The sequence below is a fragment of the Myroides sp. DF42-4-2 genome, assembly GCF_030326445.1.
Taxonomy (GTDB): domain Bacteria; phylum Bacteroidota; class Bacteroidia; order Flavobacteriales; family Flavobacteriaceae; genus Flavobacterium.
Window position 1 is genome coordinate 1 of record NZ_JACAKI010000019.1, and the last position, 23,279, is coordinate 23,279.

At 37.1% G+C, this 23,279-nt stretch carries 28 protein-coding genes and 1 pseudogene; 9 read left to right on the forward strand and 20 right to left on the reverse strand.

Annotated features, from left to right (window positions below):
- On the reverse strand, positions 1-516 hold a 516-nt coding region (locus tag HX062_RS12885; protein ID WP_286467705.1), incomplete at its 3' end, for a transposase.
- A 508-nt stretch (positions 517-1,024) separates the two neighbouring features.
- Here HX062_RS12885 and HX062_RS12890 point away from each other — a divergent pair.
- A complete protein-coding gene (locus HX062_RS12890) occupies positions 1,025-2,275 on the forward strand; it encodes a site-specific integrase (RefSeq protein WP_286385843.1) in 1,251 nt (416 codons plus the stop codon).
- Between the two features lie 97 nt (positions 2,276-2,372).
- Here the strand turns inward: HX062_RS12890 and HX062_RS12895 are convergent, their stop codons facing one another.
- From HX062_RS12895 to HX062_RS12920, 6 genes are all read right to left on the reverse strand, one after another.
- Complete coding sequence (locus HX062_RS12895) at positions 2,373-2,654, reverse strand: helix-turn-helix domain-containing protein (protein ID WP_286385844.1); 282 nt, start codon at positions 2,652-2,654, stop codon at positions 2,373-2,375.
- Positions 2,651-2,947, reverse strand: a complete 297-nt coding sequence (locus HX062_RS12900) for a helix-turn-helix domain-containing protein (RefSeq protein WP_286385845.1) — start codon at positions 2,945-2,947, stop codon at positions 2,651-2,653. Before HX062_RS12900 ends, HX062_RS12895 begins: the two co-directional genes overlap by 4 nt.
- Before the next feature lie 101 nt (positions 2,948-3,048).
- Positions 3,049-3,429 (reverse strand): hypothetical protein, encoded by a 381-nt coding sequence (locus tag HX062_RS12905; RefSeq protein WP_286467707.1) that lies wholly within the window; start codon positions 3,427-3,429, stop codon positions 3,049-3,051.
- Positions 3,430-4,119: 690 nt separating this feature from the next.
- Positions 4,120-4,437: a DUF6922 domain-containing protein gene (locus HX062_RS12910; RefSeq protein ID WP_286385847.1), complete on the reverse strand. Its 318-nt coding sequence runs from the start codon at positions 4,435-4,437 to the stop codon at positions 4,120-4,122.
- Positions 4,438-4,476: 39 nt separating this feature from the next.
- Positions 4,477-5,151 carry a nucleotidyl transferase AbiEii/AbiGii toxin family protein gene (locus tag HX062_RS12915; RefSeq protein WP_262908427.1) on the reverse strand — a complete coding sequence of 225 codons (675 nt, stop codon included), beginning with the start codon at positions 5,149-5,151 and terminating at the stop codon, positions 4,477-4,479.
- Between the two features lie 143 nt (positions 5,152-5,294).
- Positions 5,295-5,753, reverse strand: a complete 459-nt coding sequence (locus HX062_RS12920) for a DUF3408 domain-containing protein (protein WP_286385848.1) — start codon at positions 5,751-5,753, stop codon at positions 5,295-5,297.
- A gap of 545 nt (positions 5,754-6,298) precedes the next feature.
- On the opposite strand from HX062_RS12920, the pseudogene mobA reads away from it, so the two are divergent.
- Both mobA and mobB read left to right on the forward strand, forming a co-directional pair.
- Positions 6,299-6,733: pseudogene (gene mobA, locus HX062_RS12925) on the forward strand (conjugal transfer protein MobA).
- Between the two features lie 4 nt (positions 6,734-6,737).
- A complete protein-coding gene (gene mobB / locus HX062_RS12930) occupies positions 6,738-7,997 on the forward strand; it encodes a conjugal transfer protein MobB (protein WP_286395974.1) in 1,260 nt (419 codons plus the stop codon).
- A 3-nt stretch (positions 7,998-8,000) separates the two neighbouring features.
- On the opposite strand, the gene HX062_RS12935 is transcribed toward mobB, so the two are convergent.
- On the reverse strand, positions 8,001-8,561 hold the full coding sequence (locus HX062_RS12935) for a Tll0287-like domain-containing protein (RefSeq protein ID WP_286395972.1): 561 nt from the start codon (positions 8,559-8,561) through the stop codon (positions 8,001-8,003).
- 535 nt (positions 8,562-9,096) lie between these two features.
- On the opposite strand from HX062_RS12935, the gene HX062_RS12940 reads away from it, so the two are divergent.
- From HX062_RS12940 to HX062_RS12955, 4 genes are read left to right on the forward strand one after another with little or no spacing between them, the layout of a single operon-like run.
- Positions 9,097-9,504 carry a DoxX family protein gene (locus tag HX062_RS12940; RefSeq protein ID WP_286385850.1) on the forward strand — a complete coding sequence of 136 codons (408 nt, stop codon included), beginning with the start codon at positions 9,097-9,099 and terminating at the stop codon, positions 9,502-9,504.
- Positions 9,505-9,529: 25 nt separating this feature from the next.
- Entirely contained in the window at positions 9,530-9,970 is a 441-nt protein-coding gene (locus HX062_RS12945; RefSeq protein ID WP_286385851.1) for a DsrE family protein, read from the forward strand.
- A gap of 9 nt (positions 9,971-9,979) precedes the next feature.
- Positions 9,980-11,581: a bifunctional metallophosphatase/5'-nucleotidase gene (locus HX062_RS12950; RefSeq protein ID WP_286395970.1), complete on the forward strand. Its 1,602-nt coding sequence runs from the start codon at positions 9,980-9,982 to the stop codon at positions 11,579-11,581.
- 22 nt (positions 11,582-11,603) lie between these two features.
- Positions 11,604-12,164, forward strand: coding sequence for a TlpA family protein disulfide reductase (locus HX062_RS12955; protein ID WP_286385854.1), 561 nt, complete (start codon positions 11,604-11,606; stop codon positions 12,162-12,164).
- Between the two features lie 44 nt (positions 12,165-12,208).
- Here the strand turns inward: HX062_RS12955 and trxA are convergent, their stop codons facing one another.
- The 10 genes from trxA to HX062_RS13005 form a co-directional block, all read right to left on the reverse strand.
- Positions 12,209-12,502 carry a thioredoxin gene (trxA, locus tag HX062_RS12960; protein WP_286385856.1) on the reverse strand — a complete coding sequence of 98 codons (294 nt, stop codon included), beginning with the start codon at positions 12,500-12,502 and terminating at the stop codon, positions 12,209-12,211.
- A complete protein-coding gene (locus HX062_RS12965) occupies positions 12,480-12,704 on the reverse strand; it encodes a DUF6132 family protein (RefSeq protein WP_286385857.1) in 225 nt (74 codons plus the stop codon). The genes trxA and HX062_RS12965 overlap by 23 nt, the downstream gene beginning before the upstream one ends.
- Positions 12,704-12,949 carry a hypothetical protein gene (locus tag HX062_RS12970; protein ID WP_286385858.1) on the reverse strand — a complete coding sequence of 82 codons (246 nt, stop codon included), beginning with the start codon at positions 12,947-12,949 and terminating at the stop codon, positions 12,704-12,706. Before HX062_RS12970 ends, HX062_RS12965 begins: the two co-directional genes overlap by 1 nt.
- Positions 12,950-12,959: 10 nt before the next feature.
- A complete protein-coding gene (locus HX062_RS12975) occupies positions 12,960-13,334 on the reverse strand; it encodes a rhodanese-like domain-containing protein (RefSeq protein WP_430526428.1) in 375 nt (124 codons plus the stop codon).
- Between the two features lie 36 nt (positions 13,335-13,370).
- Positions 13,371-13,685 carry a rhodanese-like domain-containing protein gene (locus HX062_RS12980; protein WP_286385859.1) on the reverse strand — a complete coding sequence of 105 codons (315 nt, stop codon included), beginning with the start codon at positions 13,683-13,685 and terminating at the stop codon, positions 13,371-13,373.
- A gap of 71 nt (positions 13,686-13,756) precedes the next feature.
- Positions 13,757-14,404: a peroxiredoxin gene (locus HX062_RS12985; protein ID WP_286385860.1), complete on the reverse strand. Its 648-nt coding sequence runs from the start codon at positions 14,402-14,404 to the stop codon at positions 13,757-13,759.
- Between the two features lie 29 nt (positions 14,405-14,433).
- Entirely contained in the window at positions 14,434-15,816 is a 1,383-nt protein-coding gene (locus HX062_RS12990; RefSeq protein WP_286385861.1) for an MBL fold metallo-hydrolase, read from the reverse strand.
- Between the two features lie 12 nt (positions 15,817-15,828).
- Positions 15,829-16,089: a heavy-metal-associated domain-containing protein gene (locus tag HX062_RS12995; protein ID WP_286396012.1), complete on the reverse strand. Its 261-nt coding sequence runs from the start codon at positions 16,087-16,089 to the stop codon at positions 15,829-15,831.
- A 117-nt stretch (positions 16,090-16,206) separates the two neighbouring features.
- Positions 16,207-17,625: an MBL fold metallo-hydrolase gene (locus tag HX062_RS13000; protein WP_286395968.1), complete on the reverse strand. Its 1,419-nt coding sequence runs from the start codon at positions 17,623-17,625 to the stop codon at positions 16,207-16,209.
- Positions 17,626-17,718: 93 nt separating this feature from the next.
- Entirely contained in the window at positions 17,719-18,522 is an 804-nt protein-coding gene (locus HX062_RS13005) for a sulfite exporter TauE/SafE family protein (protein WP_430526429.1), read from the reverse strand.
- Between the two features lie 219 nt (positions 18,523-18,741).
- Between HX062_RS13005 and HX062_RS13010 the strand changes: the two genes are divergently transcribed.
- The gene (locus HX062_RS13010; protein ID WP_286385865.1) at positions 18,742-20,079 is read left to right on the forward strand and encodes a cytochrome ubiquinol oxidase subunit I; all 1,338 of its coding nucleotides are present in this window, start codon (positions 18,742-18,744) and stop codon (positions 20,077-20,079) included.
- A gap of 6 nt (positions 20,080-20,085) precedes the next feature.
- Complete coding sequence (gene cydB, locus HX062_RS13015) at positions 20,086-21,162, forward strand: cytochrome d ubiquinol oxidase subunit II (protein WP_286385866.1); 1,077 nt, start codon at positions 20,086-20,088, stop codon at positions 21,160-21,162.
- 27 nt (positions 21,163-21,189) lie between these two features.
- Here the strand turns inward: cydB and HX062_RS13020 are convergent, their stop codons facing one another.
- Complete coding sequence (locus tag HX062_RS13020) at positions 21,190-21,657, reverse strand: PaaI family thioesterase (protein WP_286385868.1); 468 nt, start codon at positions 21,655-21,657, stop codon at positions 21,190-21,192.
- A gap of 20 nt (positions 21,658-21,677) precedes the next feature.
- A complete protein-coding gene (locus HX062_RS13025) occupies positions 21,678-23,144 on the reverse strand; it encodes an MBL fold metallo-hydrolase (RefSeq protein WP_286385870.1) in 1,467 nt (488 codons plus the stop codon).
- Positions 23,145-23,279 lie beyond the last annotated feature (135 nt).

Genomic DNA, 23,279 nt, shown 5'->3' on the forward strand with positions numbered 1-23,279 from the left:
TTCTCTAACTTTAAATACAATACCATCCATCCATACGATTAAATAAACAGGCTCTAATGGGCGATTTTGCCAAGCTATAATATCAGAGGTTATAGCATCTGTTATACGAGAAATGGTCGCTTGAGAAACGTCAAAATTATAAACTTCTCTGATTTGTTCTTCAATATCAGACACGGACATTCCTTTGGCATAAAGTGACACAATAACATTTTCCAAGCCTTCTACCATGCTTTTTCGCTTGGGGATAATCATCGGGTTAAAACTAGCATCACGATCCCTAGGAACCTTTATTTCTTCTTCTCCGTAACTGGTTTTTATCTTTTTGGTAGAATAACCATTACGTGTATTATCTCCCTTTCTTGAATCATGCTTATCGTAATCCAAATGAGCATCTAGCTCGCCTTCTAACATTTTTTCAATTCCTCGCTTTTGTAAGTCTTTTAGGAAGTTTTGAAGTTCATCTCCAGTTTTAAACTGTTTGAAAAACTCATCCGGAAATAGGTCTTTTGTTTCCATAACTATGTAAATATTAAATATATAAAAAAATTCTGCTCGGTTTTAACCCAAGCAGAATTTTATACTTACACAGTTTTTGGTACAGTGTCAAAAAAAAGAACTTTTTCATCCTCTTACACGTTTGTTCATTGCATTTTTAAAACTCCAATAATTCTTATACCGTTTACTCCCAAAATACTTCTCATACAATCCGTTCACATAATTAAAAGCATCAATACGAGAAGAATATTTTGTGATATTTTTAAAATAAATTTTCAGTAAAAACACATCAAAGATTAATAACAGGTAAAACGATTGTAAATAAAGGCTTTACAATCGTTTTTTGATTTTTTTGTAATGAGGTAAAAAGCAGTAAAAAGCGAGGTTTGGCAAAAGTAAGGTTACTAAAACGTTACTTTTAAACATTAGAAGAAATAGTTTTAAAATGCTGTATTTCAGCTTTCTGCATGGTTTTTCATATTGTTCCGTAGCTCACATAGGTTTAATTTTATCATTAAGAATTGTGAGTATGGAAACGACAAAAAAATCAACGTTTAAGGTATTGTTTTACCTTAAAAAGAATGCCCCGAAGAAAAACGGAAAAGTTACGGTTATGTGCAGGATTACCGTAAACGGCAAACAGTCTGCATTTAGCACCAAGCTGGATATTTCCGCAACAAATTGGGATTTGAAGTACGGCAGGGTTTTAGGTAAAAGCCGAGAAGCCCAAGAAACAAACAGTAAACTCGACAAAATCCGTTTGGGTATTGAGGAATGCTATTCCAAAATTTTAAAGAATGAAGGAGCTGTAAACAGTGCTAAACTTAAAAATTCCTTTCTTGGAATGGAAAGCGGAGAACTGACCTTTTTCAAATTTTATGAACAGTTCCTTTCCGATTATGAGAAAAAGGTCAATAACGGACTTCGGGTAAATGGTACACGCAGTAAGTACAAAACACTGTTAAAGCATCTACGAAATTTTGCACTGACAAAATACGGTTATTCCGATGTGTCTTTTAACGACCTTACCCCTGATTTTGTACAGGAATTTGATTACTACCTGCGTGACGCCCAAAGCTTGACGCACAACACCATTTGGCTGTATATGATTGGCTTTACCACGCTTTGCCGTTTGGCAATGAGCAGAAAACAACTTGCTTTTAATCCGTTCAGCGAATATAAGAACACCAAAAAGGACAAAGACAGAGGTTACCTGCTACGGAACGAGTTGGAACAGCTCGTAACATTCAACTGCGAGAAAAAGAAAGACGAATTGGTTAAAGATTTGTTTGTTTTCAGTTGCTTTACAGGATTGTCTTATTCAGATATGAAAGGGCTTAGAAACAGAAATATTCAGGATTTCTTTGATGGCAATCAATGGATTATCGTACGCAGAAAGAAAACGACTACATCATCAAACGTGATGTTGTTGGATATTCCGAAAATGATTATCGAAAAATATGCAGGATTTACAAAGGACGGCAAGGTGTTTCCTGTACCATCAAACACCGTCTGCAATGATAGTTTGAAACGAATATCTCAACAGATTGACTGCCTTAAAGAAAAGAAAGTAACCTTTCATTTGGCACGCCATACGTTTGCCACGCTGTTTTTGAGTGAAGGCGTTCCACTCGAAAGTTTGAGCAAGATGTTGGGGCATAAAAATATTGCCACCACACAGATTTATGCCAAGATACTTAACGAGAAAGTTGGTAAGGATATGCAAAAGGTATCTCATAAATTCAAAGGTATGGAGCAGTCTTTTGTAGCAAGCCTTTAACACTATATCACAATTCCTTAGAACACCACAGCCCACCGCTTAAAGCAGTGGGCTGTTTCTTTAATTGACCGATACGGTTACAGTTTCAGATAGTTGGCTAACGTTGATAATTATCTTCCAATACTTTAATAATATCACTCTCACGAAACAAGATTTTCCGTTCGAGCTTGATAAAAGGTATCAGTCCATCATCTCTGTACTGTTGTAATGTCCGTTTGCTGATGTGGAGCATCTCGCAAACCTGTTCGCCTGACAGATAAATTTCTCCTTTTAAGAGCGGGTGAAAATATTCCCTTATATACAACAGTTCATTTTTAATGCCTACTACAGCTTCGAGCAGGACAAGCATATCCTCGTTTGAATTTCCAATCTGTTTCATTTCTTTTGCTTTTTTAATGGTCGCTCTCCCTGCATTAGTAATTCCACTTCGGATAATCTGAAATAGGTTTTCCGATTGATTTGCGTTGCCCCAAGAATGCCTTTTGCCCTGTACGTCTGCAACGTTCTTTTGCTGATATTGAGCAGTTGGCAGGCTTCCTGTTGGTCGAGCCATTTTGTTGCCTGTTGCAATGCTTTGTAGGGTACAGTTATTTCCGAAATCAATAAAGAAACTTCCTTTACTTCCCTATGCAATGCTTTCAAAATCTGAATGTCTAAAACTGTTATTTCCATATTCTAATCAATTTAGACTTCAAATGTATAAGGTACTTATACAGGGCGTTTCAATGTTGCTGTCAGAGGTAGCATTTGGCGTACAGTTGCCAAATACGGTATTACAATCCTAATTTTGGTTTATTGTTTTTCGGGCGAGCCTGTTGCTGTTTGATTCTATTGTCAATTCTCAAAGCTGGTTTTTTGTTGGTTTGTACAGTCTGACTTTTTCTATCGTTTTTGAAATCTGAACGCATAATCGTTTTTGTTGCACCTATTACGCTTTCGGGTTCGGTAGTCTGTTTTTGTTGTTCAACACGCTTGCCACCGAATAGTCTGCCCAGACCTAAACCCTTTGTATCTTTGAATTGACGTTTAAAGTTGGTAATAAAATTGGAAATCGGGTCGCTTTGCTTATCGACCTGCATAAAAGGAGCATTCTTTTTCTTCTCGGATAGCTCGTTTTCTTTACGCTCTTTGTTGGTATTTACTTTTTGTGCCATAGGTTCAAAATTTCCCCCAATATAGAACACAAGAAAATGTATTATTTTCATTTGGCTTTATGTGGCAGTATTTGGCTTATATTGGCACAATAGCAAAGAAAGCAATCCTTAAAACACTTTAAATTTTCCTCGCAAAGCCCTCACAGATTTAAAGAGTTTTCTACGGATAAAGAAAAGCATACCAAAAACACCCTATCCTTATCCCTTACGTGTTTTTCGTACCCTTTCTTTGATTGGAATGGATTAAAAAAGAATAAAAAGGTCGCAAAGATAAAGCGGACAGTCACCGCACCACCCAACCAAAAGCTTACGGCATAATGGCAGGGCAAAAAGGTGGCTTCGCCGAGTTGTTTGATTGCCCTGCCACCCTTCGGGATTTATTCCGTTTCCTTTTGGTTTTTTCGCCTGTCCGCCTTGTTAAAATGGCTTTCTTTTTTTTCTGTTTTTTTGTTTTGGAAAATATTTTTTGAGAGAGAATTTCAGAACTATAATCAGCATATGCAGGATACCCCTTGTATCTATGGTTCGGGATACCCCGATTTCCTTTTCTTGACAAGTTGCGGAGCAAGAAAAGGAAGCAAAAAGAACTCCGCTATTGGGGTTGGAACTATTAGGCTAAAAGTCGTTGGATAAAAAAAAAGACAGGCTGATTTCTCAACCTATCCCTCTATAAGATTTTAATATTGTAATTTATATCCAATGGTAAGGCTTGTCCTTACGGTTCAGGTAGCAGTACATTTCTTCCTTTTTAAGTTCTGGGAAGAACCTCAATGCCCTATCAATTGCATAGTTGGGCAAAAAGTAAATTTCGTCACGGATTGCTTTGATAACCCTGCTATGACCATAGAAACGGACAAGCTCATCAATTTCATTGTGACCGCCACGTTCTATGATACGGGCTATAATAGTCTTGTAGGCTTTCTTAAAGTCCATTGCTTCGATGTCAAAATCCCAAAAAAACACTCGGTCAAGATTTGGAATGTCGTTATTTTTTTCTCTTAATTCCATATAGTAAAGATACGATTTTTTTAGTTGTTCATTGATTTTTCAACGCCTAAAGCCTCTACCTTTTTTCGGCAGATCGGGTATTTGTCCAAATTTTAAAGACGGATTAAGAACCGCCTTGTTTAAGCGTTCATTAATTTTTTCCATATCGGTCTCTTTACCTTTTAACAACTTAACTTTTGCTTCGTGGTCGATATTCTTGTGATACAATAATGCATATGTAGCCATTGCAGGATTACCGCCATATTTATTTTGATATGCTTCTAAATAGGTTCTTAACGGATGGTGTTCTAATAGAAAATGCATATCTATAAAATCCTTAATCCGTGTACCATTTTGGAAGATGGCGTGGAGCTTCATTGCCCCTATGTCCTCTAAGGATGCTAATCGTATCCCATCTTTTGTTTCAATGGGCTTTTGCCATGGATATTGATGCGAAAGAATATCAACTTTAATCTTATCTATATCAAGTAAGATTGTATTATTAAACATATCGTTTATCAATACCCGAGGATATTGAGTGACTAAATGTTTTAATAGCTTCTGTTCATCAAAGCCTTTGGTTGTAAAAAGGTCAATATCAATACTCAATCGGTGACCAATCTGTAGACTTAATGCAGTTCCCCCTACAAGGTTAAAATCTTTCAGCATTTCATCTTTCATTAGTGTCTGGAGAAGTTTCCACATCTCACTGCTGACTGTTTCTTTGTGTAGCATGATTTTTCGTTTTTCGGGAATTTAATCCCGAAAACGAAGCCTTTGCCCAAAGTGGTAGTCAGTGGCACTGTTTAGCGTTCATGGGCACAATGAGCGATGAATATCCAAAAGATTATATTGCTCTTTGCCTACACAAACCGTTATCAGAACAACGGCTTGTGCTTATCGTTATAGATTTCCTTAATCAGTTCTCCGAACTCCTGAAAGTGGTATTCGATAATATTATCCAGATAAGCATAAATTGTCAGCTTGTCAATTCCCATAATGTTGGTAAGCCTGTTAAATGTTTCGTGGTGTTCCTGCCGTACATAGACCGATTTGCCTTTGCTTGCATTTCTTTTAGGGATTTTAAAGAACGCTACGCAATAATCCTCTTTCGTCAACTTCCTTGGTTTTGAAACGGTTCTTTTGGTATTACCTGCAATCGTTTTTGTATCTTCTGTTTCTACAGGTTTTTCGTCTGTTTCAATTGCAGTAAGCTCATCACCATGCGGTAAGGTGTTCTGCCCCTGTTCAGGTTTTTTCTTTTCATCAGTTAGGAAATTTTCAATAGAAAAATTCTCTATTTCGGGTTGCTGATTTTTGTTTTCTTCGTGTATCATATCTCTTAATTTTAATATTATATCCAATTAGCTATTTGGCTAGCTAAGCAGTCAGTTGTATGGACTGTTACACCTATGTAACAACCTATCTACCTATGCACCTGCATACCCTTAATTAACTGTTTCCTTAACTGAAAAGTGTGCAATTCGTCTGCATTCAGTCACGCAGATTTGCTGTTGGGATTTATGCTGATTGATTACCTAGTTAAGGTTATAACCAATCAGCCAGCTAACCAGATACAAAGGAAACAAATGCAGTCTCAACCTAACTTAAGGTGGTATTCAAAGGCATTATTTGGCGTTCATTGTCGTGACTATAAACAACTGTTATTCAAATAGTCTTGCCGAAATTTGTAATGAAAGCGATGGGTTCTCCCTGCTAACTCCAATCCGTTTGCAAAACGGATTTTCTGAACTCCTGTTCAGAGCAAGTTATCTCTTGAGGTCCTCGAAATAAATTTCCGTACCTCAAGAGCACTTGCCCTTTCAGGGGGCTGGAAACGGCTCCGAAGTCGCTCGTTTGTGTAAAATTAAAAATAGATTTTATGGAAGAGAAAAACAGAAAACAGATTAGGAAAACAGGAAGAAAACCAAAGATTGCCCCTGCAGTCAATCGGTATTCCATCAACCTGAATGCAGAGGACAATGACAAATTTCTTGCTCTATTTGACCAGTCAGATATGAAAGTAATTGCTCATTTTATCACAGCATGTATATTTCAGAAGACGATAAAGACCGTCAAAATTGATATGGATGCTATCGAATAACACGATAAGTTGACCCGATTTTTTAGCCAGTTCCGATCAATCGGAACAAATTACAATCAGATTGTGAAGATATTGTACCACAATTTTTCAGAGAAAAAAGCAGGAACCTACCTTTTTAAATTGGAAAAGAAAACCATAGAATTGGTACAAGTTACTAAAGAAGTCATCCGTTTGACACAGGAATTTGAAGAGAAGTATTTGAAAAAAGAGTAAAGTTATGATTGCAAAAATTGGAAAGGGAAGCAATATGTATGGTGCAATTCTGTACAATCAGCAGAAAGTGGACAATGAAAATGAAACGGTTCTGTTACTGAACAAGATACCCGACACAGTTGACGGTAAGTATTCCGTAGCTTATTTTAATAAATGCTTTGAGTCATATTTATCGGCAAACATCAAAACGGAAAAGACAGTAAGGCATATATCACTAAACCCAGATCCTGCGGATAAGGTTAACGACGAACAGTTTACCGAAATGGCTCAAGAGTATATGGAGCGTATGGGTTACGGCAGTCAACCTTATATTGTTTTCAAGCATACGGACATTGACCGAATGCATATTCATATCGTTTCAACCTGCGTAGGTATTGACGGAAAGAAAATACCCGATGATTACGACCACCCACGTTCAATGGCAATCTGTCGGGATTTAGAACAGAAATATAATCTGCAGAAAGCTACTGAACAAGAGCAGAAACAAGCCAACAAAATTTTCAAGCCTATAAATCATAAAAATGGTGACACCAAAAGTCAGATTGCTTCGGTAGTAAGGCATTTGCCGAAATATTATCAGTACACAAGTCTTGGAACATACAACGCTTTACTTTCGTTTTTTAATATCACAGTCGAAGAAGTCAAAGGAGAGCGGGACGGTCAATCTGTACACGGATTAGTATATTTCGCTTTGAACGACAAGGGAGAAAAGGTAAGCAATCGGTTCAAAGCATCGCTACTCGGAAAAGATGTAGGGGGTACACAACTGCAAAAACACTTTGAACAATCTAAAGAGAAAATGAAAACTACCCCTGTAAGGTCTGTTCTGAAAAACACAATTGAGCTTGCTATTCATACAACAAGTAACGAAGGGGAGTTTAAAAAACAATTAACTGAACAAGGAATTAATACGGTTATAAGACGTAATAATGAAGGGCGAATTTACGGAATGACCTTTATTGACCACGAAAGCCGTAGCGTTTGGAACGGCTCACAATTAGACAGAAACCTTTCAGCTAATATTTTTAACGATTGGTGGAACAAAGGCAATAAGCCCGAACTAAAAATACAAGACAGTGCTATTTCCAAAGCAAATACATTGGATAACCAACCAACAAAAGACCTCTTTGAGTTTCTCTCACAGGACCATTCGTCTAATTTTGATTTAAGTGTGTTCAGCCTGTTAACCCAAACACAGGTCGTGGATTACGAAGAAGAACAGTTTGCCAAACAAATGAAGAAGAAGGGAAGAAGAAAGTTATAAAAATTATTTGTTTATTTCTATTTTCCATAGCCCCCTAAAATCATTTAGCTTATAACCGATTGCTTTATCATTTGGGTATAGGCTTTTAATCTTTTGTAACGTCTTTTCTTCAATGTCAGTTGTTGAGTTTCCATGACATTTCATGCAGGTAGGCATAGCGAGGTTAATTCTTTTGTAATACACATATTGGCTTTTTGCTTTGAATAATGTGTCTACCAATTCTTGCTTTTTTTTGAATTCATCAAAAACAGAACGATCCGTTTCTGTGTCTAAGTTGTTTTCAGGATTTCGATTTTTGTCTGATATACGTTGGATACTCATCCGAACTTCTTTTGATAACGAATCTGTAATGGGTATCGCTTTAACATGGCAAAAATTCACGGCATATTCCGTTCCGTCCTTTTGTATGGCAGCAGCTACATTTTGCAACAAAACATTTTGGGATACTGTCGTAATAGAATCAGCCTGATTTTTCAGGGCAGAAATTTCTTTTTCATTATGTGTAGTTTGCTGACACGAAACTATGGTTAATACTAATAATAAAGTCGATATTCTCAATTTCACTGTTCTGTTTTTGTCAAAAATAGTTCATCTGAAATATTCAGTGTGTAACATTGGTTACAAAACAATGAATATGATCTTGTTATTTTTGCTGTCACTTTAAACTGTGCTCTGTTGATTATGTTTCAACTTCTAACAACATACCGGAAGATTGTAATCGTTTTATTAACGATTATTTTGGCTATTCCGTGTTCGGTAAAAAGGGATCTGAAACAGCAGTTCAATATTGAAAGTAATCAGCCTGCAAAAAATAATTCTGCTAAAATTGGTTGTGCTTCTTTCTGTTCCAATTACATAAAATCTAACAAAGAACAGAAACAGCAAGTTTTCAAAAAAAACGCATCTCCATTCTCTTTTATACAAAAAGACAGGGTTGTTGCTCATCTTATTTTCCCTATTTTAGACCAATATCATTTCTATAAGGAAAAAATTCCCACACATATCCGCAACCAACAATTCTTGATTTGATACTTTGATGAATTTGCTGTTTCATACAGTAATAATTTTTTAATTAGTATTTATCAAATCAGAATTATATATGGACAAAAAAAATCAGATAAACGGATTATCCGTTTTGTTGTTGCGTATTACACTCAGTGGTATATTTATCGTTGCAGGTGTATCACATCTGTTAAATCCTGAAGGAGTAACTCAACGTATTCAAAATGCTCCTTACAGCGGTTTTGCTACATTATTTGGCGATCCACATTTATTAGGGATTCTCTCAGGCTACGTACTGCTCGTTTTTGGCATTGCTTTGCTGTTGGGAGTATTTACCCGTTGGTCTGCCATTATCTTATTTATTACACTCATTCCCATTACGATTACTATACAAATGGGAAATGGATTAATACATGGACCGTTGTGGAAGAACATTGCCTTATTTGGTGGTCTTTTGTTTTTTATCCTCAACAATCCGAAATCATTCAGTCTTTATAACAAATAGTAATAACATTTAAAATCAAAATAAAATGAAAAAACAAATCATTTTCATCGCTATATTCCTTTTAGGAATCACACTATTTCATGATGTAAAAGCTCAAAGCCTTACCACATCGCAAGTCGAAAATGCCATCAAAAAAGATGGGAAATATGCACTTTTAGTTCAAAATTCTATGCACTTTATGGTATCGGTAATGACGGGTGAAGAATACAAAACGAAAAATGCAGGCATTCAGTTCGAGATTATCCTGATAGGTGAAGTCGTAAAAGATTTAGCCGAAAAAGAAGACTTGAAACCTTTCATTCAAAGAGCGGAAAAAGCAGGAATTAAAATCGTGGTTTGCGAATTTGCTATGAACAAACTCGGTGTCAAAAAATCGCAATACCATTCATCAATTCTTACTACACCTAACGGTTTCACATATCTTTTTGGCTTGCAGGAATTAGGATTTAAAACCATAACGCTTTAATCGAACTGTATGAAAAAATTAGCAATATTATTCAGCTCAATAGCGATGCTATCTTGTAGCGACAACAATAAAGAAGAAGTCATTACCATTCTGCAAACTGCAGATATACACGCTTACCTGAATCCGCACTCAGAATTATTCGTTGAAAACGATTCAATCCTTTTCAGAAATGCAGGAGGATTAGCCAACATCAAAACTTTGGTAGAGTCGGTACGTCAGGAAAATCCCGATGGAACTGTTTTTATCGATGGTGGCGATCTAATTCAGGGAAGTGGAGAAAGTGTACATTCTGAAGGAAAAATATTTCCTTCTCTTGTCCAGCAGATGAATTACGATTTACTGATTCCAGGCAATTGGGAAGTTATCTATGGCAAGCAGGTAATGCTCGATGTGATGAATGGTTATAAAACCAACGTCATCGTATCAAATATGTATTACGAAGCGGACGATAAACCGATTTTTCCACCTTATTGGATTACCGAAAAAAAAGGCATTAAAATGGGGTTCATTGCCTACAATGATCCAGAGGTCCCGATACGACAAAACCCCGGTTTCAGTAAAGGATTGAAATTTACAGAAGTAGAAAATAACCTTAAAGAACTCATCAAAGAGCTTAAAGAAACCCAAAAAGTAGATTTGCTCTTTCTGGTGGCACACATTGGCATTTCCAAGCAGGTTTTATTGGCAAACAATCCTGCGGTAGAAGGTGTAGATTTCATCTTTGGAAACGATACGCACGAACGTATCCGAAAACCGATAAAAGGCAAATTTACAACGGTAGTTGAACCCGGAGCTTTTGGTTCGTTTGTAGGAAAATTGGATTTGAAAATCAAAGACAAAAAAATAATCGCTTACGATTATGAACTGATGGAAGTTGACCCAGAGAAATATCCCGCAAATGCCGAAGTACAGCAATTGGTCGATCAGTCGTTGGCTCCCTACAAAGAAGATATGCAACGGATTTTGGGCTATACTTCGACACCGATGTACCGCTACTTAGTGGTTGAAAACCCCATGGACAATATGATTACCGATGCCTTGCTTTGGAAATCAGGTGCAGATTTTGCTACGTCCAATGGTTTTCGTTTTGGTGTGCCGATTGTTCCTGATGAAAATGGTAAAAAGGCGATTACCAAAGAGGATTTATGGCGGATGCTCCCTGTGGACGAACACATGAAAATCGGCGAAGTTACTGGCCAGCAAATCAAAGACTGGTTGGAAAAGGAAATCAATAATGTATTTGCCAAAGATCCGTCCAAACGTTTCGGTGGTTGGCTGGTTCGATTTTCGGGCATGACCTTAAAATTTGACAGTTCCAAAGAAATGGGCGAACGGGTATTGGAAGTAACCATTCAGGGCAAACCGATGGAACTCGACAAAACTTATAAAATGGCGTCTTGTAACCGTACCGGAGAGCCTTTGCACGTGTTATGCCGTATGCCAAACGGTAAAAATGTTGAGATTAAAGATTATACTTTGCACGATGCCGTAGAAGAATATTTAAAGGTAAAAGGAACAGTAAATCCTGTACTGGACGGACGTTCAATTGCGGTAGATTTAGGCACAAATGCTTTCTCTCAAATGGCGGAAACAGGGTATAAATTTCGATAGTATAAGCGGTAAACTAAAAATAATGAACAGAACAAAAAAAAATTATATGCTTGCATTTCATTTCTTAGTCTTATCAACTGCTATACTTGCGGGTTGTTCTAATGTTGATGGTAAACATAATAACAAGGAGCGAAAAACAACGACAGTCACTGAAAAAACGGATATTCGTACAGACAATGGTATTACATTTCAGGATGGAAATGGTAAGATAGTGGCATTAAATGATCTAAAGGGCAAAGTTGTCTTTATCAACTTCTGGGCGACCTGGTGTCCGCCTTGTATTGCTGAAATGCCTTCTATCAACGAGCTGAAAGCAAAATTTAATGGAAATGAAAATATCGTTTTCCTGATGGTGGATGTAGATGGGAAACATAAGAAAGCACAGGCTTTCATGGATAAGCGTAAATTTGACCTTCCTGTGTATGTCCCACACAGCGAAATCCCCAAGGAGTATTTAGGTGGAGCAATACCTACGACGATTATTCTGGATAAGAAAGGTGCTATTGCAGCAAGGATTGAAGGAGGAAGGGATTATTCCGCTCCAGAAATTCTCAATGGGTTAAAAAAGTTGATAGCGGAATAACAAGAAGTTAAAAAAATCCGAAGATGTGAAATCTTCGGATTTTTTTATAGATTTTCTTTTATCAATCTTTCCAATTCATTGGCTTGAAAAACCCCTGATTGTCGCCATTTGATTTCTCCATTTTTGAAGATAGCCAATGTCGGAACACTTCGTATTTGATATTGTGCTGCAACTTGTTGGTTTTGGTCTACATCGATTTTAATAATCGAAGCTATATCGCCAATACGCTCTTTTAGTTCTTCTAATATAGGAGCCTGCATTTTGCAAGGGCCACACCATACCGCAAAAAAATCCACCAAAACCGGCTTATCCTGATTAATTATTTCCTGAAATGTCATTCTTTTCTTTTTTATTGTTTTTAAACATAGAGAATACCAAACCTCCCATTACCGAGCCATATAACGTGCTATTGATTGGATTGGATGTAATGGCACAAGTACCTGTGTTGCAGCCGACAAATTTCCAGTACAAAAATCCAGCTATGGTACCTAATGATATTCCTATGATGGTTAAAAGGTTTTTTCTTATAAATGTATTCATCACTGTTTTGGTTTTACTTCTTCATAGGTAATGTATTCTGTAGCTTTGTTTTTTCTTGAGTTATAAGTAGTGCTACAACCTGCCGTACCGCAACAGCCGATGTTGAGCAAAGGCATCAGTGTAAATAATCCGCCTAAAGCAACGAACATCCATTCGTTTGCCTGAATACCTTGGACAATCACAATAATTCCCAAAACCAGACGGATAATCCGCATAAAATTCCAGTTGCTTAAATAGTTTTTCATTTGTCTGCTCTTAATTCTCTGTAATTACTTTCTGTACATTGTTCCAAGTTCCGCCATTGACAACGTTATTAAAACCGTTTTTTTCTAAAATACTCTTTGCTTGTCCGCTACGGTTGCCACTTCTGCAAAATACAACGATGTGTTTTTTACCCTTGAATTTAGATAATTGCCCAGAAACTTTATCCAATGGAATGTTTACTGCTTCTTTTACGCTTCCGGATGCAAATTCAGAAGGCGTGCGAACATCAACCAGAAAAGCACCTTCTTTGATAACTTCTTTTAGCTGTATATTGTCTTTCTGACCGAAAAGATTTTTAAATAATCCAAACATAGTTATACCGATTACAATAATGATGATAAATATGATATTCTGTTTTTGCATCATTTTCCATTTTATACGATTGAAAAAATGGTATGAGGATTAGTTTTTTTGTAATACCTCATCCAAAGTTTGTTGTACATTTTGCCAAGGACCTCCGTTCACTACATTTTTAAATCCGTGTTGTTGCAGGATTATTTGTGCATTTCCGCTTCTTGCTCCGCTTCGGCAGAAAACGATAATGTTTTCTTTGTTTTTAAATTGTGAAAGCTCCTGTTCCAATACGCTTAATGGTATGTTTATGGCACCGTTAACACTTCCTGAATTAAATTCTTCAGGAGTGCGTACATCAACCAAAAAAAGAAAATCTTTATCTAAAAACTTATCTTTCGAAAGTTTGTCTAATAACTCTAACATATGATGTAAATATTTATGATAAGAAGACTGACCCAAAATTTGCGTAAAGCCAATCTCCTTATTCTTAATGATTAAATTGATTTTTTAGCTAAGTACCAATCCACTTGTTCTAAAGTCGTATCGGCTTTACGTTCTTTTAATCCTTCCAATGTTTTTGGTGCTCCTACGATTACTTTGTCGCCCGGTTGCCAGTTGAGTGGCATAGCTACTTTGTATTCATCGGATGTTTGAAGTGCCAATAAAGAACGTTTAATTTCATCCATATTACGACCTACATTCAAAGGATAATACATAATTAGTCGAATTTTTCCTGCCGGATCCATGATGAATACGGCACGGACAGCCGCAGTTTCGCTTTCGCCCGGTTGCAACATTCCGTACAATTTGGCTACTTTCATATCCAAATCTGCAATAATCGGGAAGTTGAACAATACACCTGTCTTTTCGTCAACGGCATTTACCCATGCGATATGTGAATGAATGCTGTCTATGCTTAACCCCATCAATTTGGTATTGTGCTTTTCGAAGAAATCGCTTTCGTTGGCAAAGCCCGACATTTCGGTCGTACAAACCGGTGTGAAATCGGCAGGATGGGAGAATAAAATCACCCAGCTTCCTTTGTTGTATTCCGAAAATTTGATTACTCCTGTAGTAGTTACTGCTTCAAAATCGGGTGCCATATCGCCAATTCTTGGCATTGTATTTATTTGATTTTCCATTTTTTTAAATTTTAATGTTATTTAAGTATTTAACTATTTACTTCCATCCATTCTTTCATTCCGGCAGAATAGTTCTTGACATTTTTGAAACCGTATTTAGCCAACAATGACTGAGCAATTGTTGCTCTGTCACCGCTTTGACAGTGGATGACGATTTGTTTGTCTTTGCTGAATTTGTCCAGATTGTCTGTTAGTGTTCCCACAAAAACGTTATCTGCACCTTCTACGTGATAGGTTTCGTATTCTGTTAATCCTCTCACATCGACGATTTGTGCATCAGGATTTCCGATGTACGATTTGAATTCTTCAATATTGATAATGTCTTCGGTTTCCAATTCCAATCCCAAGTCTTCTACGTTGGAGATGTATCCGTATATGTTATCCAAGCCTATTCGCATCAGTTTTCTGGTCAAATCTTCGATTTGATTATCATCAGCAACTAAAACAAATTGTTCTTGATAGTTCAGTAACCAACCTGCCCATGTAGAGAAAGAATTATTGCCCTGTATATTGATACTTTCCGGAATAAACCCTTTTGCAAAATCTACTTTATTGCGAGCATCGATAACTTTCAATCCGTTGTTGTAGGCTGTCAAAAATTGTTCTTTCGATAATTTTGGGTGTTTAGGAACCTCCACTAATAATGGACGATTTACTTTGTTCAAGTGTTTCATCATCGCAAAATATTTTGGTGGTTCTGGTTGTCCTTCCAAAAGATATTTCACAAAGCCCGCTTCATCATCTTCGTATTGAAATGCCCAATTGCGGATTTTTTCGTAACCAACTGTTGTACTTGGTACTGCTCCCAAAGCCTTGCCACAAGCCGAACCTGCTCCATGTGCCGGCCATACCTGCACGTATTCCGGTAATTTAGCAAAGCGTTGAATGGATTCGTACATCTGCTTCGCACCTTTTTCTTGTGTGCCGATTAATCCTGCTGCTTTTTCCAATAAATCCGGACGGCCAATGTCTCCAACAAAAACAAAATCTCCCGTGAATACCATTACCGGTTTGTCGGTTGCCGGGTGGTCAGTCAACAAAAAACTGATACTTTCCGGTGTATGCCCCGGTGTGTGCAATACTTCTAATGTCAAGTTTCCTACACTGATTTTGTCACCGTGTTTCAGCTTGGCATGATGCGGAAACTGGTATTCCCAATCTGGTCCTCCTTCGTCTGAAAGATACATTTGTGCTCCGGTCACTGCTGCTAATTCGCGTGAACCGCAGAGAAAATCGGCATGGATATGCGTTTCTGTAATATGGGTAATTTTCATATTGTTTTGCTTCGCAATTTCCAAGTACACATCTATATCACGTTGTGCATCGATTACAATGGCTTCTCCTTTTGCCTGACAGCCTATAAAGTAGCTTGCCTGTGCCAGACTTTTGTCGTATACGTGTTGAAAAAACATAATTTTTATTTTTTAAGATTTTAAATTTCCTACGGCACAGCTTACATAAGACTTTGCCTTTTTTAATAATGAGTTATTGCCTTTTTGCGGATAACCCAAATCATTCAGCTTTTGAATGAAAGGTTCTATGTCTGAATCGGATTCGATGGTTACGGTTTCTGTGTCTTTATCTATGTTGACTTCCTGCACACCTTCCATTTGCTGAAGAGCCGTTTTGATGCTGTTCATACATCCGCCGCATTTTATATTTTCTACTTCTATCGTGTGTATCATTTTATTCTTAAAGGTTAAATTATAATACAAATTTACCATCATAAATCAGCTTATAAAGTAACATTGGTTACACTGACTAAAAAAGCCGATATGTTTTAAATACCGGCTTTTTTGGGATTATAACATAGTGGTCGGACAAACGTAATCGCTCACCTTGAATTTCCCCGAAGCTTTAATGGCATCGAATCCACCTTGAACATCAATCAGGTTGTCATATCCTCTGGCTTTAAGAATAGAGTTGAAAATCATAGAACGATAACCACCTGCACAATGGACATAATAAGTTTTGTCTTTGTTTACTTCAGCTATATGTTCGTTAATATAATCCAAAGCAATGTTTTCGGAATCTAAAACGTGTTCTGAAAAATGTTCACTTTTTTTGCGTACATCTAATATATTCAAATCAGGATTTTCTTCCATTCGTTTTGCCAGTTCATCTACTGAAATTGATTCGATAGCATCAGTTTCTTTACCTGCCTTTTTCCATGCTTCAAATCCGCCTTTCAAATAACCAATGGTATTGTCGTAACCCACACGAGCCAATCTGGTAACGATTTCTTCTTCACGACCTTCATCGACAATCAATAAAATGGTTTGCTTAATATCTGGAATTAATGTTCCTGCCCAAGGAGCGAAATTTCCATCGATACCAATATTGATTGAATTTGGAATAAATCCTTTAGAAAATGTTTGTGCATCACGCGTATCCAGCAACAATGCGTCAGTTTCGTTGGCAGCAGTTTCAAATGCTTCAGGACTTAAAGCTTGCGTTCCTTTGTTCAATACTTCATCAATACTTTCGTAACCTTTGATGTTCATCAGCACGTTTTCTGGAAAATATCCAGGAGGTGGCATTAAGCCATCCAATACTTCTTCGATGAATTTTTCTTTGGTCATCGGCTGCAAAGCATAGTTGGTTTTCTTTTGGTTGCCTAAGGTATCGGTCGTTTCTTTACTCATTTTTTTACCACAAGCCGAACCTGCTCCGTGTGCGGGATATACTATTATGTCGTCTGCTAAAGGAATAATTTTGTTGTGCAGTGAATCGTACAAATGAGCGGCTAATTTCTCTTGAGTTAAGTCGGCAATTACTTTCTGTGCCAAATCCGGACGACCTACATCGCCGATGAATAAGGTATCACCGGTAAACAAAGCAGTTTCCTTTCCAGTTTCATCAATCAATAAAAAGCAAGTACTCTCCATAGTATGACCCGGTGTGTGGATGACTTTGATTTGGATATTTCCGACTTGTAAAATTTCACCATCCTCAGCAACATATGCGTCAAATGATGGTTTTGCAGTGGGACCAAAAACAATCGTTGCACCGGTTTTTTTAGCCAAATCCAAATGACCACTCACAAAATCAGCGTGAAAATGCGTTTCCAATACATATTTAATTTTAGCCCCGTCTTTTTCCGCTTTTTCAATATAAGGTTGTACTTCACGAAGCGGATCTATTACCACAGCCTCTCCATTACTTTCAATATAATAAGCTCCTTGAGCCAAACATCCTGTATAAATTTGTTCTACTTTCATTCTTTATGGTTTTTTAATTGTTTTAAATTTTATACTACAAAATTACAACCTGCTTATAACCTGTACAGTAACATAAGTTACAAGACTGTTTTTTTATAAGAATAATTCCTTGATGAGGATATAGATTCCCATTACGAGTACAAACCAGCCGAATGCGGATTTAAGTTTATTGCCTTCGATTTTTTTAGATAGAAAAATCCCGATAAAAATCCCGACAACGGATAATCCGGTAAAGATGGATAGCAAAGTCCAGTCTATGGTTTCACTACCTTGCAAATCACCTGTGAATCCCAACAGTGACTTTGCTGCAATGATAAACAAGGAAGTTCCTACAGCTAATTTCATAGGCATTTTTGCTAATAAAACCAATGCCGGAATAATTAAAAATCCACCGCCTGCACCTACCAATCCGGTTAGTGTACCAACTAATGCTCCTTCCAGAAGAATCATCGGATAGTTATATTTTATTTCACCGGTGTCTGCATCATTGCAATGCGGGCAAGGACGTATCATCGATATCGAAGCAAAAATCATTACGATGGCAAAAAGCACCATCAAGGCGATAGGTTTGGTAAATTCAAAGCTTCCGATAGAGATAATCACATCAGGAATTAAAGGCATCAGATAGGCTCTGGTTAAATATACGGCAATGATAGACGGAATACCAAAAATAAATACGGTTTTGAAATCTACTTTTTTCTGAATGGCGTTTTGAACGCCACCTACCAAGGATGTAGTTCCCACTACAAATAAGGAATACGCTGTAGCTAATATGGGGTTAACGCCCATCACATACACCAAAATAGGAACCGTAAGTATGGAACCTCCGCTACCTATAAGCCCTAATGAAACACCTACTAAAACGGCTAATAAATAGCCTATAAGATCTGTCGTCATAATTCAAAAATTAAATGATATGGCAAAATTAAAATACCACGATAACGCAGGCAGTAACAATTGTTACAGAGCTAAAAATTAAAACTAAAAATCATTGGATGGCTATTTATTCTATACTGTGTAACAAGTGTTACAATTTTTTTTGTAATTTAGAAATACATTTACAGGTGCATATATGCGGTAACAAAACCTGATATTCAAACGCTTAAAATATTCCTTATGGAAGACATGATCCTTTACAATCGGCTACAGTTTGCCTTTACGATTACCTTTCATTATTTGTTCCCTCAGCTCACTATGGGACTTTCTCTGATGATTGTTTATTTTAAATGGAAGTTCCTGCGAACGAAGAATGAAGACTACAATAATGCTTCTAAATTCTGGATGAAGATATTTGCATTGAACTTCGCAATGGGTGTTGTAACGGGTATTCCGATGGAATTCCAATTTGGCACGAACTGGGCTAAGTTCTCTGAGCTTACTGGAGGTATCATCGGACAAACATTGGCAATGGAAGGAATGTTCTCCTTCTTTTTAGAATCTTCTTTTCTGGGCATGTTTCTTTTTGGTGAAAAGCTACTTGGACAGAAACTACACTTTCTATCGGGACTGATGGTTTTCATTGGTTCGTGGGCAAGTGGTTTTTTGATTATCGCTACACACTCTTGGATGCAACATCCTGTCGGTTACGAAATTTTGGAGAACGGAAAATTTGTATTGAACAATTTTGGTGCTCTATTCAATAACCCTTGGCTGTGGCCTTCATATCTACATAATCAAATGGGTTCGTTAGTAACGAGTTCTTTTTTTGTGGCAGCCGTTGGAGCTTTCTATTTATTGAGTAATAAGCATAGTCGCTTTGGGAAGATTTTTGTAAAAAGCGGAGTCGTTTTCGGGGTGATTTCTTCTGTCATATTGGCTTTCCCTACGGGAGATTGGGCGGCAAAAAATGTGGTTAAATACCAGCCAGCAACATTTGCTGCGATGGAAGGTATTTTTGAAACAGAAAAAGGAGGATCTGAAATCGTTTTGGTTGGACAACCCGATATGGAAAACAAAAAACTGGACAATAAAATCGCTGTACCCAATGTACTTAGTTTTCTTACGTATCAGCGTTGGGATGCTGAAATTAAAGGTTTGAATGAATTTGATGAATCCATACATCCTACCAATGTCCCCGGTTTGTATTATGGTTATCATATTATGGTTGGTTTGGGCACAATTTTCATTGGTATTATGGTATTTGCTTCTTTTTTACTTTGGAGAAATAAATTATATCAAACAAAATGGTTGTTGTGGATACTGATGTTTATGATACCTTTTCCGTACATAGCCAACACAGCTGGATGGTACACAGCAGAACTTGGCAGACAGCCTTGGTTGGTTTACAATCTGATGCGTATGGTAGATGGAGTTTCTCCTACCGTATCTTCGGGAAATACCTTATTTACACTTTTGGGTTTTGTTGGACTGTATTTACTTCTTGGACTGCTTTTTCTTTTACTTGTTTTAAAAATCATTCGCAAAGGACCTGAAGCTAAAATTGCATTAAAATAAATGGTTATGGAAATATTTTGGTTTATTGTATTAATGGTTATGTTGGGGATTTACATTATCCTCGATGGGTATGATTTCGGAGCCGGAATCGTGCATTTGTTTTTTGCAAAGACAGAAGAAGAAAAGAAAGCCGTAACCAATGCTATCGGTCCTTTCTGGGATGCTAATGAAGTGTGGCTCATTGCTGCAGGTGGTGTTCTGTTTTTTGCATTTCCTACGCTATATGCTTCTGCTTTCAGTGGTTTCTATTTACCATTGATGTTGGTATTATGGTTGCTGATATTCAGGGCTGTGGGATTGGAACTGAGAGGACAAGTACATCACAGAATGTGGGAAGCAATATGGGACAAAGCATTTGGGATTGCAAGTTTTCTGTTGGCTCTTTTCTTTGGTGCAGCACTCGGAAACGTGGTAAGAGGTGTAAACCTTGGAATGGTCGAAAATGGTGTTTCTACACAAGAAGCTCATTATTTCTTTCTGGCACTTTGGAACCCTACGTTTGATCCGCTTGCAGTGCATCAGGGAGTTATTGACTGGTTTACCTTGTTATTGGGACTTGTCGCGGTTGTAACATTAACCATTCACGGGGCTAATTGGATTATACTTAAAACATCCACAGACCTTAATCAAAGGCTAAAAAAGGTAATTTTTAAATTGAATTTTGTATTGTTGGCACTGGTTGTTACTTCTGCTTGTTTATGGCATTATGTAAAGCCCTTTCCTTTAAATAATCTGCAAACGCATTATTGGCTTTGGATATTCCCGATAATTGGTGCAGTAGGTCTAATCGGTTTGTTCAGAATTACCAAATTCAAAAAAGACAGCACCGGATTTTTATTTTCTTCTATGTTTATTTTTGGGAGTTTTGCTACTACTATAGCTTCTTTGTTTCCGACATTATTGCCATCTACAAATGGAATTAACCCTTCATTGACTGTGCATAATGTGGCAGCTCATGAATATGGATTGTCAGTAGGATTGTATTGGTTTATTATTGCAGCCATTTTGGTGGTTGTATATTTCATTATTCAGTTTAGGGTATTCAAAGGTAAAATGGATGATGTAGGATATGGAGAGCATTAAAAAAAACTCAAAGACTAAGCATTTGACTTAGTCTTTGAGTTTTATCGCTAAAATTTCTCCTGTCGCACAAACAATTCCTTCAGCAGAAAGTGTCATATCTACCAAGATTTTTCTGCCCTCTATACTTCGGAGTTTTCCTTTTAGCTCCAACTCTTTACCCATTGGTGTAGGCGCTTTAAACTCAACTTTAAGCGATGCTGTTACACATCTTACAGAAATAATTGTTGCATTTTCAAGATCAATATTTTCTGCTAAACAAACAAAAGCCGCAGCCGAACCAGTTCCGTGACAATCTAATAAGGAAGCTACTAAGCCACCATATACACTACCGGGAATTGCTGTGAATTTCTCATCGGGAGTAAAATGCGCAATAGTTTCATCCCCGATTAAATACGTTTTTAACTGATGACCGTTTGGATTGTTTTTTCCACATCCATAGCAATGTGCGAGTTCATCGGGATACAAATCTTGGATTGCTTTTCTTTTATGATGCATTCTTGTTTGAGAATTTGAAATTACTTCACAAGTTCATTGTTTTTATCTTTCCAATCGTTAATTCCACCGGTATAATTCAGAATGTTTTCAAAACCGTTTTTTGCAAGAATAGAATAAGCAATTGCCGCTCTTGTTCCGCTTTGGCAATGGATGATAACAGGTTCTTTTTTATTGATTTTATCAAGATTGTTTTCAAGTGTATTCAGTGCTATATTTTCAACACCTTTGATATGACCACTTTTGTATTCGTTTTCGGTACGAACATCAATTTTCTGAATGTTTTTGTTTCCTAAATATGATTTGAAAGTATCTATATCAATGGTTTTTACATTTTGCAAAGCCAAATTTTGTTCAGACGGATTGGTTATATACCCATAGATATTGTCCATCCCGATACGCATTAGTTTACGGGTCAAATCCTCGATTTGATTTTCATCTGCAACCAAAACAATTTGATTTTGATAATCAATAACCGAACCAGCAAACGTAGAAAATGTTTTCATATTTTCAATCAGAAGACTCCCAGGAATAAATCCTTGACTCGAAACTGCTTTAGGACGGGCATCTATAACGATTAACCCATTTTTAATTGCATTATCTATTTCTTTTTGATTGAGTTCAGCAAGTTTTGGTACTTCAACCAATAGCGGACGATTTACTTTGTTCAGATGTTTCATCATCGCAAAATATTTTGGCGGAGCGGGTTGCTCACTCAAAATATAGTTTACAAAATCTTTTTCTTTTCCTGAAAATTGCAAAGCCGGATTGGTCAATTTTTCTTGTTTCAAAGTAGATTGCGGAATATTGCTCAAACTTTTCCCACAGAAAGAACCTGCTCCGTGTCCCGGCCATATTTCGGTATCTTCGGGTAATTTCATAAAACGTTCGATAGAAGCATAAAGTTGTTTTGCTCCAACTTCCTGCGAACCAATTTGTCCTGCTGCTTTTTCCAATAAATCAGGACGGCCGACATCGCCTACAAAAATAAAATCTCCAGTAATGGCTTTGATTGGATTTTTTGTGCCGTCGTTAACCAAAAAAGTCAGGCTTTCGGGCGTATGTCCCGGTGTGTGAATGACTTCTATCGTAATACTTCCGACCGAAATTTTATCGCCATTTTTCAGTCCGGTGTGTGGAAAATCGTATTGCCAGTCTTTTCCGCCTTCGTCGGATAAATACAGCGGTGCTTTCGTAACTGCTGCGAGTTCTCTCGAACCACTGAGAAAGTCTGCGTGAATATGAGTTTCGGTTATTTTCGTTATTTTCAGATTGTTTGTCTGAGCTATTTCCAGATAAGTGTCAATGTCTCTTTTAGGGTCGATTACAATCACTTCTTTGGTTTCTGTATCGCCGATCACGTAACTTGCCTGTGATAGCGTTTCGTCATAAATACGCTCAAAGAAAAGAGTTTGTGCAAATGAGAAATTGGACAAGAAGAATATTGCTACCAACCAAAGAAAACTGTTTTTTAAAAAGATGGATTTCATATATTAATTGCTTTAAAATTCAATGTTTAAAACTATCTACACTAACTTTAGTACGTTATTAGTGTAGTAACAAATCGTCAAAATTAGCAATTCCCATTTTGGCGGAAAGTAACATAGGTTACATAGGATGCAGGA

Coding starts and splice junctions, on each gene's coding strand:
- HX062_RS12890 (WP_286385843.1), top strand. CDS start 1,025: ATGGAAACGACAAAAAAATCAACGTTTAAGGTATTGTTTTACCTTAAA.
- HX062_RS12895 (WP_286385844.1), bottom strand. CDS start 2,654: ATGAAACAGATTGGAAATTCAAACGAGGATATGCTTGTCCTGCTCGAA.
- HX062_RS12900 (WP_286385845.1), bottom strand. CDS start 2,947: ATGGAAATAACAGTTTTAGACATTCAGATTTTGAAAGCATTGCATAGG.
- HX062_RS12905 (WP_286467707.1), bottom strand. CDS start 3,429: ATGGCACAAAAAGTAAATACCAACAAAGAGCGTAAAGAAAACGAGCTA.
- HX062_RS12910 (WP_286385847.1), bottom strand. CDS start 4,437: ATGGAATTAAGAGAAAAAAATAACGACATTCCAAATCTTGACCGAGTG.
- HX062_RS12915 (WP_262908427.1), bottom strand. CDS start 5,151: ATGCTACACAAAGAAACAGTCAGCAGTGAGATGTGGAAACTTCTCCAG.
- HX062_RS12920 (WP_286385848.1), bottom strand. CDS start 5,753: ATGATACACGAAGAAAACAAAAATCAGCAACCCGAAATAGAGAATTTT.
- mobB (WP_286395974.1), top strand. CDS start 6,738: ATGATTGCAAAAATTGGAAAGGGAAGCAATATGTATGGTGCAATTCTG.
- HX062_RS12940 (WP_286385850.1), top strand. CDS start 9,097: ATGGACAAAAAAAATCAGATAAACGGATTATCCGTTTTGTTGTTGCGT.
- HX062_RS12945 (WP_286385851.1), top strand. CDS start 9,530: ATGAAAAAACAAATCATTTTCATCGCTATATTCCTTTTAGGAATCACA.
- HX062_RS12950 (WP_286395970.1), top strand. CDS start 9,980: ATGAAAAAATTAGCAATATTATTCAGCTCAATAGCGATGCTATCTTGT.
- HX062_RS12955 (WP_286385854.1), top strand. CDS start 11,604: ATGAACAGAACAAAAAAAAATTATATGCTTGCATTTCATTTCTTAGTC.
- trxA (WP_286385856.1), bottom strand. CDS start 12,502: ATGACATTTCAGGAAATAATTAATCAGGATAAGCCGGTTTTGGTGGAT.
- HX062_RS12965 (WP_286385857.1), bottom strand. CDS start 12,704: ATGAATACATTTATAAGAAAAAACCTTTTAACCATCATAGGAATATCA.
- HX062_RS12970 (WP_286385858.1), bottom strand. CDS start 12,949: ATGAAAAACTATTTAAGCAACTGGAATTTTATGCGGATTATCCGTCTG.
- HX062_RS12975 (WP_430526428.1), bottom strand. CDS start 13,334: ATGATGCAAAAACAGAATATCATATTTATCATCATTATTGTAATCGGT.
- HX062_RS12980 (WP_286385859.1), bottom strand. CDS start 13,685: ATGTTAGAGTTATTAGACAAACTTTCGAAAGATAAGTTTTTAGATAAA.
- HX062_RS12985 (WP_286385860.1), bottom strand. CDS start 14,404: ATGGAAAATCAAATAAATACAATGCCAAGAATTGGCGATATGGCACCC.
- HX062_RS12990 (WP_286385861.1), bottom strand. CDS start 15,816: ATGTTTTTTCAACACGTATACGACAAAAGTCTGGCACAGGCAAGCTAC.
- HX062_RS12995 (WP_286396012.1), bottom strand. CDS start 16,089: ATGATACACACGATAGAAGTAGAAAATATAAAATGCGGCGGATGTATG.
- HX062_RS13000 (WP_286395968.1), bottom strand. CDS start 17,625: ATGAAAGTAGAACAAATTTATACAGGATGTTTGGCTCAAGGAGCTTAT.
- HX062_RS13005 (WP_430526429.1), bottom strand. CDS start 18,522: ATGACGACAGATCTTATAGGCTATTTATTAGCCGTTTTAGTAGGTGTT.
- HX062_RS13010 (WP_286385865.1), top strand. CDS start 18,742: ATGGAAGACATGATCCTTTACAATCGGCTACAGTTTGCCTTTACGATT.
- cydB (WP_286385866.1), top strand. CDS start 20,086: ATGGAAATATTTTGGTTTATTGTATTAATGGTTATGTTGGGGATTTAC.
- HX062_RS13020 (WP_286385868.1), bottom strand. CDS start 21,657: ATGCATCATAAAAGAAAAGCAATCCAAGATTTGTATCCCGATGAACTC.
- HX062_RS13025 (WP_286385870.1), bottom strand. CDS start 23,144: ATGAAATCCATCTTTTTAAAAAACAGTTTTCTTTGGTTGGTAGCAATA.